This window comes from Halapricum sp. CBA1109, assembly GCF_009741825.1.
GTDB lineage: Archaea > Halobacteriota > Halobacteria > Halobacteriales > Haloarculaceae > Halapricum.
In genome coordinates this window covers 1-13,358 of record NZ_WPCA01000075.1, presented here as the reverse complement: position 1 = coordinate 13,358, position 13,358 = coordinate 1, and the positions used below count along the sequence as shown (strand labels likewise).

Sequence of the window (13,358 nt, the reverse complement as noted above, 5' to 3'; positions counted from 1 at the left end):
GCCGTCGAGGGCGAGACGGCGACCGTCGCGCGCCTCCACAGCGCCGACGGGTCGCTGGTCGACCGCGAGCGCCACCGACTGGACGCCCCGGACGGCGAGGCGCCGGGGACAGTGCTCGCGGCGTTCGTCAGCCAGTACTACGCCGAGCGGTCGCTACCGGACGCCTGTTGCTCTCCCATCACCCCGAGGACGCGGAACTGACCGAGTGGCTCGGCGGCGAGGGCGTCGACGTATCGGTCCCCGGGGCGGGCCGGGACGGTCGGCTGGTCGAACTAGCGCTGAAAAACGCCCGCAAGCGGTCGGTCGACCGCGACGAGACGACGGCGCTGGCCCGAGCGTTGGGGCTCGATTCGGCCCACCGCATCGAGGGGTTCGACGTGAGCCACGCGCAGGGTCGCGCCGCCGTCGGGAGCGACGTGACGTTCGTCGACGGGAGCGCCGAGACGGCCGACTACCGGCGGAAGAAGCTCACAGACCGCAACGACGACTACGCGAATATGCGCGAGTTGGTCCGCTGGCGGGCCGAGCGAGCCATCGAGGACCGGGACGACCGCCCCGACCCGGACCTCCTGTTGATCGACGGCGGCGAGGGGCAACTCGGCGCGGCCCGGGACGCCCTCGCTGAGACTGGCTGGGACGTGCCGGCCGTCGCGCTGGCAAAAGCGGAGGAGCTAGTCGTCACGCCGGACGGCGTCGAGAACTGGCCCGACGACGCCCCGCACCTCCATCTGCTCCAGCGTGTGCGGGACGAGGCGCACCGCTTTGCGGTCCAGTACCACGGCACGCTCAGGGACGACGTGTCGACGGCGCTGGACTCGGTACCCGGCGTCGGCCCCGAGACGAGAAAACGGTTGCTCGATCACTTCGGGAGCGTCGCGGCGGTGCGGGCGGCCACCGAGAACGAGTTACGGGCCGTCGAGGGCGTCGGCGAGGCGACTGCCGAGACGATAGCGCGACAGCTGTGACCGCCGGGCAGGCCGTCTACGCCGGTGGCTGTTCGTGTGCCGACTCCTCGGCGGAGCGCTCGGGGAGGTCTTCTTCTTCGTCCTCGCCGGACTCGAGAGCCTTGGGGATGATCCACGCCGAGACCGGCACCAGCAGCAACAACAGCACGACCGTCGCGAGCGTGATGATGACACCGACTTCGACCATACGTGTACGTCCGACCAGCGAACACTAAATACGTAGTGGTCGGCTCCGGTCCGTGCGAACTGTTCACTACCGGAGCCGGTGTCGAAACTCCCCCAGCGGCGGGAACCGGAGCGCTTCGCCCGCCTCGTCGTCCCAGACGACGGGCGCGAGGGCGTCGGCGTCGGTCACCAGCGGCGACTGGAAGGCCGCGGCGTCCATCCCGTTGACGGCTACGCCGGACGCGAACCGGGTGAACGACGGCAGGACGATCAGTTCCGCCCCGTCGGGCCCGCCGGGACCGACCAGCCAACAGGGCCGTCGCCGGCCCTCGATTTCGATGGTCGGATGATCGTGGCCGATGACGTAGCAGTCGGCCGTGACGGCCGGGGATTCGTGGCCGTGGACGGCGACCGTCGATTCGTCGAGGCGGTGGCTGTCGGCCATCGGCCCCTCCCAGAGAGTGTCGAGCATCGCATCGTGGTTGCCTTCGAGGGCGACAATCTCGGTATCGGTCTCTGTGGCGAGCGTGTCGATGGCCCGGATTCGGGGCCGGACGCCCGCCGGCACGGTGTCGAAGGCGTGGAGTACGTCGCCGGCGAGGACCAGCGTCTCGGGGTCGACCTCCCGCACGAGCGCATCGAGGCGGTCGAGTACGTCCTCGCCGTCGGGGACGGGAGCCTCGACGGCGGAGGCGGCCCCGCGCCCGAGGTGCAGGTCGGCGACGACGAGGGTGTCACCGAAGAGGAGCGCCCGGTCGCGGAACGTCGGCTGGTCGGCCATCGCTTCCACTGGGGGGCCGACGGGCAAATCGGCTGTGGTCGCGCCCGCCGCGGACCCAAACGCTTGTGCGTCTCCCGGAACGACCGACGGGTATGACCGATCACGAAGCCGCTATCGAGCAGTTCCTCGACGACGCCGACGCGGCGCTGTCGGAGTACGACCAAGGCTACGCTGACGCAGACGCGACCCTCACGCTGGTCCGGGACCACATCGACGAACTCCGCGAGACGCTCGACTAAAACCACGCGAGCCACGGGTCGGGGCGCTCGCTGTCGGCGTCGGCGTAGTAGCCAGACAGCACCGCGTCGCCGCCGAACTGCCCGGCACCGGTGACCGAGCGCCGGACCGAGGCGTCGTCGGTGTCGTCGCCGCTCCATCGGACCCCGCCGTCGGGTTCGAACCCGGTCCGCCAGAGGCGCGGACCGCCGGCGACGACCGGGCCGCCCCGGTCGAGCACCGCGCCGAAAAACATCGTCTCGCCGTAGGAGGCGTCGTCCGCGAGGACGCGTTGCCACTGGACGGTCCCGTCAGCGGTGACGGCCGCGAGGACGAAGTACGGTCGCTCGCCGAACGACTCGACCCCGCGGGCGAGGACGTAGAGACCGCTCGGACCGACGGCCAGATCAAGCGGGACGTAGCTCTGTTCGCCCGCGGGGACGGTCGCCTGCCAGCGCTCGGTGCCGTCGGCGTCGTAGGCTACCAGCCAACCACCGTCAGCGCGGATGCCGTAGGCGAAGACGCTCCCGTTCGGTGCCGTGGCGACGGCTTTGAGGGCGGTTCCGCCGTCGACTCGCTCGCGCCACCGGACGGTGCCCGTCGGTCCGACGCGCGCGAGGACGCCCGCCGCCGAGTCGACGGTACCCGCGGCGACCACGTCCCCGTCCAGCGGCGCGGCCGCGCGGAGTTGGTCGCCGTCACTCTCGTACACCACGCGGCGGTCCTCGAGCGCGTAGAGCCAGCCCTCGGGATAGCCGACGCTGCCGCCGACGACCGTCCGACTGCCGGTCCGGGCGTGCAGACCGACGTTCGTCGTCGGGAGCGATTCGAGCGATTCCTGCTCGGTGACCGAACCCGCGTCGTCGATGCGGAGCCGCTGCGGTGCGACGAGCGAACTGGCCTCGGTGACGGTCACGACCATCTCCAGCCCGGACTCGCGGGCGGCGACATCGACCGGCGTCCGTCGACGGTCGGCGGCGTAGACCCGTTCGCGGTCGATAGCCGGCGGGTCTGGACTCCCCGGCGGGACGGCACGGTCACCGAGCGGCGGCGGCCCCGCGAGGCCGTAATTCGGGATGTCGGCGCTGACTCCCCCCGACACTGTCTCCGGCAGCGACACCCCGTAGGGCGTGACCGAGTCGGGACCGTCGTCCTCCAGCGCCGAACAGCCGGCGAGGCCAGCGCTGCCGAGCGCCGCGAGCACGGCCCGCCGGGAGGTCCGGTCCATCGGCGAGTGTTGGGGCGGCGGAGGCAAAACTCCCGCGGCGGCCGAAGCGTCGGCGTTAAACAGCCTGACGCGTTAGACCGATCAAATGAGTCAAGAGCGGACAGAGGGTGACCTGCGGAATACTGGCCTCTCGCTGAAACACGACCGGGAGTGGGACTACGAACTCGACCGTATCGTCGAGGAAGTCCAAGAGCGCGGGGCGGAGAAGGTGGGTTTGCAGTTCCCCGAAGGCCTCAAGCGCCGCGGCCCCGCCGTGGCCGACGACCTACGCGAGGAGTTGCCCGACGAGGTGACCGTTATGATCTCCGGCCAGCCCTGTTATGGCGCCTGTGATCTGGACACCTTCCTGATGCGCCGGACGGACGTGTTCGTCCACTTCGGGCACTCCCCGATGAAGGAATCGGACAAGATCATCTACGTCCCGCTGTTCTCGAACGTCGACGTCTTCCCGATTATGGAGCGCACGCTCGATGAGGAACTCGCGCCCGCCGAGGAGGACGAAGACGTGGGACTGGTGACGACGGCCCAGCACATGAACAAGTTCGGCGAGATGCGGGAGTGGCTGGAAGAACGGGGCTACGAGGTTCACACCCGCCGCGGGGACGACCGCCTCACCCACGAGGGGCAAGTTCTGGGCTGTAACTACGCCTCCGCGGACGTCGACGCCGACACCATCCTCTACGTCGGCGGCGGGAAGTTCCACCCTCTCGGCCTCGCGATGGAACACCCTGACAAGAAGGTCATCATCGCCGACCCGGTCAACAACTCCATCCACGTCGCCGACACCGAGCAGTTCATGAAGGAGCGCTACGCCTCGGTCCACAAGGCGATGGACGCCGAGGAGTGGGGCGTCATCTTCTGCACCAAGATCGGACAGGGCCGCTGGGATCAGGCCAAGGAGATAGTCGAGAGCAACGACGACGCCTACCTCATCACGATGGACGAGGTCACCCCGGACCGTCTGACGAACTTCGGGCTGGACGCCTACGTCAACACTGGCTGTCCCCGGATCACGACCGACGACGGCCCGCAGTTCAAAAAGCCGATGTTGACTCCCCAGGAGTACCGCATCGCCATCGGCGAGGAGGACCTAGAAGACCTCGCGTTCGACACCTTCCACGGCACCTGGTGAGCGACGACTCGCCGCGGGACCCCATCGGCTGCCCGGCGTCAGCCGGCGTGTCCGAATAGCGCCCGCCTATCTTTCGCGCTACTTTCCCACACAAAATCGCCCCCGAACATAAGTCCCCGAGAATTGGGGCTCCGGATGAAGTTGTTTCTGAACGAACTGTACAGCAGACGCTCCGCACAGGGCACAGACGATGTCGACAACAGACCAGACCGACGGGACCGACGCACAGTTACCCGATTTCACGGAGTTGGCACAGGACGTCGATCCGGGGACGGTGATGACGGAGTACGGCGAGGAGATAGCGGCCGCGCTCGGCCGGGCGACGTCCGGGGAAATCGACGTGACGTGGATACAGGCACAGTCCTGTACCGGCTGTACGATGTCGATGCTCCAAGGGGAGTTCCCCGGGGTAGAAGAGGCTCTCTCGGAGTTCAGGGAGGCGATAAGCTTCCACCCGACCCTGATGACGGCGGGTGGTTCACAGGCCTTGGAGGAACTGTCGGAGTCGCCGGACATCCTGATCGTCGAGGGGTCGATTCCGACGGAGGTGCCGCGGGCGGCGACGCTCGGGCACGACGAACACGGCGAACCGCGACCGATTCTCGATTGGGTCGTCAGTATGGCGGAGACGGCCGAGTACATCGTCGCGTCCGGATCCTGCTCGGCCTACGGCGGCCTGCCGGCGGCCAACGCCGGTCAGGCGCCGGACAAAGGCGGGCGTGGCCCGACCGGTGCGAAGGGGCTCCAGTTCGAGGGGATGGACGAGGGCGGCGTCTTCGGCCCGGACTTCGAGACAGAAAGCGGGCTACCGGTCGTCAACATCCCCGGCTGTCCGGCCCACCCCGACCACACGCTGTTGACGCTGGCGACGCTGTTGAACGGCCACGAACCCGAACTGGACGACGAACAGCGGCCGCTCCCCTTCTTCGAACCGAACGTCCACGCCACCTGCTCGCTTCTCGACGACTTCAGCGACGGCAATATGGCCGACCACCCCGGCGACGACGGCTGTCTCGCGGAGGTCGGCTGTGCCGGTTTCTTCGCGTTCTGTGACGACTCCCACCGGTTGCGAAACGACGGGACGGCCATCTGCCGGACCGCCGGCGCGCCCTGTATCGGCTGTGTCGAACCGGACTTCTGGGATCGGTTCTCCCCGTTCTACGAGAAAGGCGACGACCGCGGCGCGACGTGGGAGGGTGAGTGATGCCGCGAATCGACATCGACCCGACGACGCGCATCGAGGGCCACCACTCGACGACCCTCGAAGTCGAGGACGGCGTCGTCACGTCGGCCAAATCCAAGATGGATATGTTCCGCGGCATCGAGTCCATCGTGCTCGGCCGGCCGCCGACGGACGCCCCGCAGTTCTGTCAGATGGTCTGTGGCGTCTGTTTCACCTGCCACCGACAGGCGTCGATACTGGCCATCGAGGACGCCGCCAGACGCGCCGGCGTCTTCGATTCGGTCCCGCTGCAGGGGCGACTTCTCCGGGACGTTATGGAGGGGATGTTCCTGCTGTGGAACCACACGGTCCACCTGTTCACACTCGCCGGCCCGGACTACAGCGAGGAGGTTGCGGCAACCGGGTTCGAGCGATTGAACCCGGTCGACGGAGGTGGCTACGAAGACGCCCTGCGGAAACAGCGGGTCCTGCTGCAGGCGTTCGCTGAGTTCGGCGGGAAGGCCCCGCACCCGCTCACGTACGCGCCCGGCGGGGTCGCCACGTCACCGGATCAGGCCACCATCGACGACGTCGTCGAGACGGTCGAGACAGTCGACGAGTGGCTAGGGCCGACGGAGATGGTCCCGGAAGCCCTCGCGAACGTCCGCGCGGGCGAGACCGACTCCGAGGAGGCACAGGGCATCCACGACCTGCTGAGCGTCCTCGTCGGCGCGGCCGAGGTCGGTGCCCACGAGTTCGGCGACGGCCCGGACCGGTTCTACGCCAACGGGATGTTCCACGGCCTCCGGGACGACGGCTACGTGCTGCCCGGTGGTATCTACCGGGACGGCGGTATCGAGCGCCCGGACACGGAGGAGATGGTCGAGAACATCCGGGAGGACACCGCCTACTCGTGGTACACCGACGACAGTGCCGGTCATCCCGGCGAGGCGCCCGCGCCCGACCCGGACCCGGAAAAAGAGGGTGCCTACTCGTGGGGGAAAGCGCCCCGCTACGACGGCGACCCGATGGAGACGGGGCCGCTGGCCCGGATGGTCGCCGCCGAGCGCGACCCGTTCGACCTCCGGGCGGAACTGGGCGGGGAAGCGGTCGCGTCGAGTACCTTCCACCGCCTCGCCGCCCGGGTGCAGGAACTGTTGGTCGTCCGGGACCACCTGCTGGAGTGGCTCGACGCGTTAGACCCCAGCGGGACGTTCACCGCCGATTTCGACGAGGAGTTCACCGCACAGGGCGTCGGTCTCTGGGGTGCCTCCCGGGGCGCGCTCAGCCACTGGTGTACGGTCGAGGACGGCGAGGTCGGCCAGTACCAAATCGTCTCGCCGACGCTGTGGAACCTCGGTCCGCGCGACGACGACGGCGTCCCGAGCACGTTCGAGCAGGCCGTCGAGGGGATGGTCGTCGAGGACGTGAGCGACCCCATCGACGTGTTGCGGACTATCAGGTCCTACGACCCGTGTCTCGGCTGTGCGGTGCACGTCCAGAGCCCGACCGAGAGCTACGAGGCAGAAGTCGAACCGGCCCGGCCGACGCCGGGAGGGATGGACCGTGACTGACTCGGTCGTCGGCGTCGGGAACCCGCTGATGAGCGACGACGGCGTCGGCGCGGCCGTCGTCGAGTCCCTCGACGGCGTCGGCGACCGCTGTCGGCACACGGGAACCAACGGCTTCCTCGCGCTGGAGGCGATGGACGGGACCGACAGAGCGGTGCTCGTCGACGCCGTCGACATGGCGGAACCACCCGGGAGCGTCCTCACGCTCCCGTTCGACGGCGAGGCGTTCGCCGAGGGCGTCGAGGTCACGATGCACGACATCTCCGTCGCGGAGGCGCTGTCCGTCGGCGTCGACGCCTACGACCTCCCGTCGGCGGTGTGGTTGGTCGGCGTCGTCCCCGAGACGACCGCCGCGGGCACGGAACTGTCAGACAGCGTCCGGGCGGCCGTCCCAGAGGCCGCCGGCCGCGTCCGGGGGCTGCTCACCTGAGTGATACCAATGGAGACGAAACTATACTGCAAAGACTGTGAGAAACCGATAGCAACGGACGCCGTGGACGACCACGAGGACCGCGGGCACGACGTTCGGGTCGCGGTGCGGCCGGATCGCCTGCTCGCACAGGACCCGTGGGAACACGGCGAGAACGAGTCCGATACCGAAGGGGGCGAGGATGTGTCTGGCGATACCCGGTGAGATAGTCGAGATAGACGGCGACCGGGCACGCGCGGAGTTCTGGGACGTCCAGAAGTGGGTCAGCCTCGACATCGTCGGCGACAGCGTCACCGAGGGCGACTACATCCTCAACCACGCCGGCTTCGCCATCCGAAAACTCCCCGAGGAGCAGGTCGAACAGACCCTCGAGATATACGAGTCGTTCCTCGAAGGCGACGAGACGACGCGCTGGAGGAGATCGGCGCGCCGGAGGCTGACCTCGGTATCGACGACGGGTCCGAGGACGGTCGGGCCCCGGCCGGCGTCAGTTCGCCGGGACCGATGGGGACCGACCCCGGTCCGCCCGGGGGCGACGACACCGGACCGGACCCCGACGACGGCACCGGGAGCGGTGGTCCGGATGGGTGACACCCTCCAGTTTCGCGACCCCGAGAAGGCAACGCGGCTCCGGGAGAAGATAGCCGCACAGATGGACGACATCGGGCGGGACATACGGGTGATGCACGTCTGTGGCTCCCACGAGCAGGCTATCGCGAAGTTCGGGCTGCGGAGTATCCTGCCCGACGGGCTGTCGGTCGTGATGGGGCCGGGCTGTCCGGTGTGTGTCACCTCGATGCCGGCGGTCGACGAGGCGGTCCACCTCGCGGAGCAGGGCCACGTGATCGCTACCTACGGCGACATGTTCCGGGTGCCCGGCACCGAGCAGTCGTTGGCCGACGCGGAGGCCGACGGCGCGGACGTGCGGACCGTCTACAGCGCCAGCGAGGCGGCCGAACTCGCCGCGGAGTGTGACGAGGAGGTCGTCTTCTTCGCGACCGGGTTCGAGACGACCGCCGCGCCGACGGCGAGCGTCGTACTGGACGACCCGCCGCCGAACTTCTCGGTGCTGTCGGCACACAAGTACGTCCCGCCGGCGATGAGAGTCGTCGCCGAACAGCCGTCGGTCGAGGTGGACGGCTTCCTCGCGGCCGGCCACGCCGCGACCATCACCGGCACCGAGTTGTTCGAGCCGATGGCCGAGGAGTACGACCTCCCGATAGTCGTCGGCGGGTTCGAGCCGCTGGACGTCCTCGTCGGCCTCTCGCGACTGCTCGACGCCGTCGCGGACGGCGAGCCGCGACTGGAGAACGCCTACCCGCGGGCCGTCTCGCAGTCGGGCAACGAGGCGGCCCAAGCGGCGCTGTGGGAGGTGTTCGAGCGCGAGTCCGGCGAGTGGCGCGGCATCGCCCACGTCCCGGACGCGAACCTCGTGCTCCGGCCGGCGTACGCCGAGTACGACGCCCGCGAGCGGTTCGACATCGACCCCGCCGTCGGCAGCGGCGACCCACTCACCGAGGAGTGTGTCTGCGGCGAGATTATGAGCGGCGAGGCACAGCCCGACGAGTGTGACCTGTTCGGCGAGGAGTGTACACCGACAGATCCGGTCGGGGCCTGCATGGTGTCGAGCGAGGGGACCTGCCGAATCTGGCACGAGTACGGGGGTGTCCCGGACCTGTGAGCGACGACGTCGTCACCCCGGCCCACGGGGCCGGCACCGGGCGGACTCGGGAGTTGATCGACAGGCTCGTCGCGGACTTGGAGTCGTCGGCGTACGACCAGTCGGTCCTCGGTTTGGCGGCCCGAGACGACGGGGCCGTCCTCCCCGGCGGCGACGGCGAAGTCGTCGTCACCACTGACTCCCACGTCGTGGACCCGCCGACGTTCCCCGGCGGTGACCTCGGGACGCTCGCCGTCGCCGGGACCGTCAACGACCTCGCCGTGATGGGCGCGACGGACCCCCTCGGCCTCACGGTCGGACTCGTCGTCGAGGCCGGGACGGAGATAGCGACGCTCGAAGGCATCGTCGACTCGATGCGGGCCGCCTGCGAGCGGGCGTCCTGCCCGGTCGTCGCGGGCGACACGAAGGTGATGGGCAGCGGCGAAGTCGACGGCGTCGTGGTCAACACGACCGGCGTCGGCCGCGTGTCGCCGGGCGCGTACGTCCCCGGGACGCCGCGACCTGGCGACGCCGTCGTCGTCTCGGGGACGGTCGGCGACCACGGCATCGCGTTGCTGTCCGAGCGCGAGGGCTTTGACTTCGAGACGCCCCTAGAGAGCGACGTCGCGCCGGTCAACGACCTCGCGGCGGCGGCGCTGTCGGCCGGTGACGTGACGGCGATGACCGACCCCACCCGCGGCGGGTTCGCGACGGCGCTCCACGAACTGCTCGACGGCGTCGTGATGGTGATAGACGAGGGGGCGGTCCCGGTCGACGGGACGGTCGCGAGCGCCGGCGAGTTGCTCGGCATCGACCCGATGACGGTCGCCTGCGAGGGGCGGTTCGTCGCGACCGTCGCCCCCGAGGACGCCGAGGCTGTCGTGGCCGCCCTGCGGGAGTTCGACCGCGGGGCGGACGCGGCCGTCGTCGGGCGAAGGTGGACACGACCACGGCGGTCGCGTCGTCCTCGACACCGGACTCGGCAGGCGCTACCTCCAGGAACCGAGCGGTCGAACGCTCCCGCGGATTTGCTGAGATGCACGAACTCGCCGTCGCGTCGCGGTTGCTCGAACGGGCGCTCTCGGTGGCCGAGGACCACGACGCCGACCGCATCGACGGCCTGACGGTCGCCGTCGGCGAGGTGACCCACCTCGCGCCGGACCAGCTCCGGTTCTGTCTGTCGGCGGCGGCCGACGGCACGCCCGCCGAGGCGCGACTGTCGACATCGAGTCCGTCCCGCCGGAGGGCGAGTGTGACTGTGGGTGGCGCGGGGCGCCGGAGCGAATCGACGCGACAGTGGCCGCGCCCCGCCGGCGCTGTCCGGAGTGTGGCGCCACCATCGACCTCGTCGCCGGCGACGGCGACCTCGCGGCGGTCGACCTACCGTGAACGACAGAGTATGATCCCCAACACAGACCTACCGACGCTGTATCGCGACGGAAAACGAGCCCCGACTTCAGGCGCGGGACGCGGAGCGGACACCGTCGGCGGAGCGCGCCGACACCGGGTCGCCGTTCCCGAACGACGATGGTGGCGGCCGTGCCGGCGCCGGGAAGGACCCGGCGGGACGCGGCCGCTGTGGCGCCGTCCTCGCGGCACACACCGGTTTGGGCACGGCGACGACCACGACCACGGGGAGCGGGCGGGCGTCCTCGAAGCGATCAGAGACGAGGCCGCGGGCGTCCACGAGCGACTCGACCACGACCACGGCGTGTTCACCGTCGAGTTGCTCGGCTCGACCGGCGGCGGCAAGACCGCGCTCGGCGAGGCGCTCATCGAGCGACTGGACGGGCGCGTCGGCGTCGTCTGTGGCGACGTGGCCGGCGACGACGACGCCGAGCGCTACCGCGACCACGGCGTCCCCGTGGCGAACGTCTCGACCGGGAAGGAGTGTCATCTGGACCCCGGACGGGTCGACGACGCGCTCGACGTCTTCGACCTGTCGGCCCTCGACGTCCTCCTCGTCGAGAACGTCGGGAACATGGTCTGTCCGGCCGACTTCCCGCTGGGCGCGTCGGTCCGCCTGCTGGTCGTCAGTCCGACGGAGGGCGACGACGTGGTCCGGAAACACCCGCTGCTGTTTCAGGCCGCCGACGCGGTGGCCCTGAACAAAGTGGACATCGCCGACGCCGTCGGCGCGGACGTCGACCGGATGGCCGCGGACGTCAAGGACATCGCTCCGGACCTGCCGGTCGTCAGGACGAGCGCGGAGACCGGGACGGGCGTCGAGCGCCTCGTCGCGCTCCTCGCGGACAGTCGCGGGAGCCACGACGATGCCGAGGTCTGAGACGGCGGTCAGGCTCCGGGTCGACGGCATCGTGCAGGGCGTCGGGTTCCGCCCGTTCGTCGCGCGGACGGCCGACTCGGCCGGTGTCGACGGCTGGGTGTCGAACACCGGGGACGGCGTCCGCGTCCACGTCGAGGGCGACCGGACGGCCGTCGAGGCCGCCGCCGAGCGGATCGAGTCCGACCCGCCGCCGCTTGCGACCGTCGGCCGCGTCGACCGGTCCCGGGCCGACCCGGAAGGCTACCACGGGTTCACTATCCGCGATTCGACGACCGACGGCGACGGGACGACGCTCGTCCCGCCCGATACGGGTATCTGCCGGGAGTGTCTCGCGGACCTGCGGGACCCCGAGTCGCCGTATCACGGCTACTGGGCGACGGCCTGTGTCGACTGTGGCCCGCGGTTCTCGGTGACCCGGCGGCTTCCCTACGACCGCGAACGGACGTCGATGGCGGATTTCCCGCTCTGTGCGGACTGCCGGTCCCGGTACGAGACCCCCACCGACCGACGCTACCACGCTCAGACGGTCGCCTGTCCGGACTGCGGACCGACGGTCCGCGCCGTCGCCGACGACGGGGAGCCACAGGCCGCGGGCTCCGACGCGATAGCGCGCGCCGCCGAGTGGCTCCGGGACGGCGACGTCGTCGGCATCAAGGGCACCGGCGGGTCCCACCTCGCCGTCGACGCGACGGACACGGACGCGCTGGAACGGCTCCGGGAACGGCTAGGTCGGCCGTCGAAACCGTTCGCGGTGATGGCCCCGTCGCTCGAAACCGTCACCGAGTGGAGCGACCCGGGACCGACCGAACGGGAGTGGTTGCGCGATACCAGACGCCCGATAGTGACCGTCGACGACGACGACCGGCCGTGGCAGCGGTCCGTCGCGCCCGGACTGGGAACGGTCGGTGTGATGTTGCCCTACGCCGGACTCCACCACCTGCTGTTCGAGTCGTTCGGCGACGGGCCGCTGGTCGTCACGAGCGCGAACCGGCCGGGGGAGCCGATGGCGACGACGACGGAGGGACTGCTCGGTGTCGGGGCCATCGACGGCGCGCTGGTCCACGACCGGGAGATAGTCGCCCGGTGTGACGACTCGGTGCTCCGGGTCGACGACGGCCGGACGACGCTGCTCCGGCGCTCGCGTGGGTGGGTGCCGCGGCCGCTGGACCGACCCGATTCGGGCGGTCCGACGGTGCTCGCGGTGGGCGGCGAGTTCGACACGACGGTCGCGGTGTCGTGCGACCGGGATATCGTCCTCTCACAGCATATCGGCGACGTGGACGGGCCGGACGGCGCGCAGGCACATCGGGAGACAGTCGACCACCTGCTGACGTTGCTGCAGTCCGACCCCGATATCGTCGCCCACGACGAGCATCCGGAGTACGTCACGACGGCCGAAGCGCGCCGGCGGCCCGAGCGAGCGGTGGGCGTCCAGCACCACCACGCTCACGCGGCGTCGCTTCTGGCCGAACACGGCGTCGACCGGGCGTCGTCGCTACGCTCGACGGGACGGGGTACGGTCCCGACGGGGACGGTGTGGGGCGGGGAGGTGCTGGTCGCGGACCGGCGGTCGTTCGAGCGAGTCGGCGGGCTGGCACCGTTCGGCCTCCCGGGCGGGACCGCCGCGGTCGAGTTCCCGCGCGGACGCTCGCGACGCTCCTCGACGACGCGGCGGCCGTCGACAGTCTGCTGGCCGACCGGGGCGTGCAGGCGGGCGGACGAGCGAGAGCGACGCCGCTCGCGTCCGTCGGCAGCCGAGCG

13 protein-coding genes and 1 pseudogene are annotated in these 13,358 nt (G+C 70.1%); 11 read left to right on the top strand and 3 right to left on the bottom strand.

Going from position 1 to position 13,358, the window contains the following annotated elements:
* Positions 1–965: pseudogene (locus GJ629_RS09575) on the top strand (excinuclease ABC subunit C); the annotation flags it as partial.
* Between the two features lie 16 nt (positions 966–981).
* Here GJ629_RS09575 and GJ629_RS09570 read toward each other — a convergent pair.
* Positions 982–1,152, bottom strand: coding sequence for a hypothetical protein (locus GJ629_RS09570; RefSeq protein WP_157512767.1), 171 nt, complete (start codon positions 1,150–1,152; stop codon positions 982–984).
* A gap of 66 nt (positions 1,153–1,218) precedes the next feature.
* Positions 1,219–1,911, bottom strand: a complete 693-nt coding sequence (locus GJ629_RS09565) for a metallophosphoesterase (RefSeq protein ID WP_157512766.1) — start codon at positions 1,909–1,911, stop codon at positions 1,219–1,221.
* 92 nt (positions 1,912–2,003) lie between these two features.
* Between GJ629_RS09565 and GJ629_RS16190 the strand changes: the two genes are divergently transcribed.
* Positions 2,004–2,150 carry a hypothetical protein gene (locus GJ629_RS16190; RefSeq protein WP_197428533.1) on the top strand — a complete coding sequence of 49 codons (147 nt, stop codon included), beginning with the start codon at positions 2,004–2,006 and terminating at the stop codon, positions 2,148–2,150.
* Here GJ629_RS16190 and GJ629_RS09560 read toward each other — a convergent pair.
* Entirely contained in the window at positions 2,147–3,355 is a 1,209-nt protein-coding gene (locus GJ629_RS09560) for a hypothetical protein (protein ID WP_157512765.1), read from the bottom strand. The genes GJ629_RS16190 and GJ629_RS09560 overlap by 4 nt on opposite strands.
* A gap of 85 nt (positions 3,356–3,440) precedes the next feature.
* Here GJ629_RS09560 and dph2 point away from each other — a divergent pair, with 85 nt between their 5' ends.
* From dph2 to hypF, 9 genes are all read left to right on the top strand, one after another.
* Positions 3,441–4,487, top strand: a complete 1,047-nt coding sequence (gene dph2, locus GJ629_RS09555) for a diphthamide biosynthesis enzyme Dph2 (protein ID WP_157512764.1) — start codon at positions 3,441–3,443, stop codon at positions 4,485–4,487.
* A gap of 190 nt (positions 4,488–4,677) precedes the next feature.
* Entirely contained in the window at positions 4,678–5,691 is a 1,014-nt protein-coding gene (locus tag GJ629_RS09550; protein ID WP_157512763.1) for a [NiFe] hydrogenase small subunit HydA, read from the top strand.
* Positions 5,691–7,223, top strand: coding sequence for a nickel-dependent hydrogenase large subunit (locus tag GJ629_RS09545; RefSeq protein WP_157512762.1), 1,533 nt, complete (start codon positions 5,691–5,693; stop codon positions 7,221–7,223). Before GJ629_RS09550 ends, GJ629_RS09545 begins: the two co-directional genes overlap by 1 nt.
* Positions 7,216–7,650 carry a hydrogenase maturation protease gene (locus tag GJ629_RS09540; RefSeq protein ID WP_157512761.1) on the top strand — a complete coding sequence of 145 codons (435 nt, stop codon included), beginning with the start codon at positions 7,216–7,218 and terminating at the stop codon, positions 7,648–7,650. The genes GJ629_RS09545 and GJ629_RS09540 overlap by 8 nt, the downstream gene beginning before the upstream one ends.
* A 9-nt stretch (positions 7,651–7,659) precedes the next feature.
* A complete protein-coding gene (locus GJ629_RS09535; RefSeq protein ID WP_157512760.1) occupies positions 7,660–7,854 on the top strand; it encodes a hypothetical protein in 195 nt (64 codons plus the stop codon).
* Complete coding sequence (gene hypD / locus GJ629_RS09530) at positions 7,832–9,331, top strand: hydrogenase formation protein HypD (protein WP_157512759.1); 1,500 nt, start codon at positions 7,832–7,834, stop codon at positions 9,329–9,331. Before GJ629_RS09535 ends, hypD begins: the two co-directional genes overlap by 23 nt.
* Positions 9,328–10,434, top strand: coding sequence for a hydrogenase expression/formation protein HypE (hypE, locus tag GJ629_RS09525; protein ID WP_197428530.1), 1,107 nt, complete (start codon positions 9,328–9,330; stop codon positions 10,432–10,434). Before hypD ends, hypE begins: the two co-directional genes overlap by 4 nt.
* On the top strand, positions 10,347–11,597 hold the full coding sequence (gene hypB / locus GJ629_RS09520) for a hydrogenase nickel incorporation protein HypB (RefSeq protein WP_157512758.1): 1,251 nt from the start codon (positions 10,347–10,349) through the stop codon (positions 11,595–11,597). The genes hypE and hypB overlap by 88 nt, the downstream gene beginning before the upstream one ends.
* The coding region (gene hypF / locus GJ629_RS09515; RefSeq protein ID WP_157512757.1) for a carbamoyltransferase HypF at positions 11,584–13,358 on the top strand (1,775 nt) is incomplete at its 3' end. The genes hypB and hypF, both read left to right, overlap by 14 nt.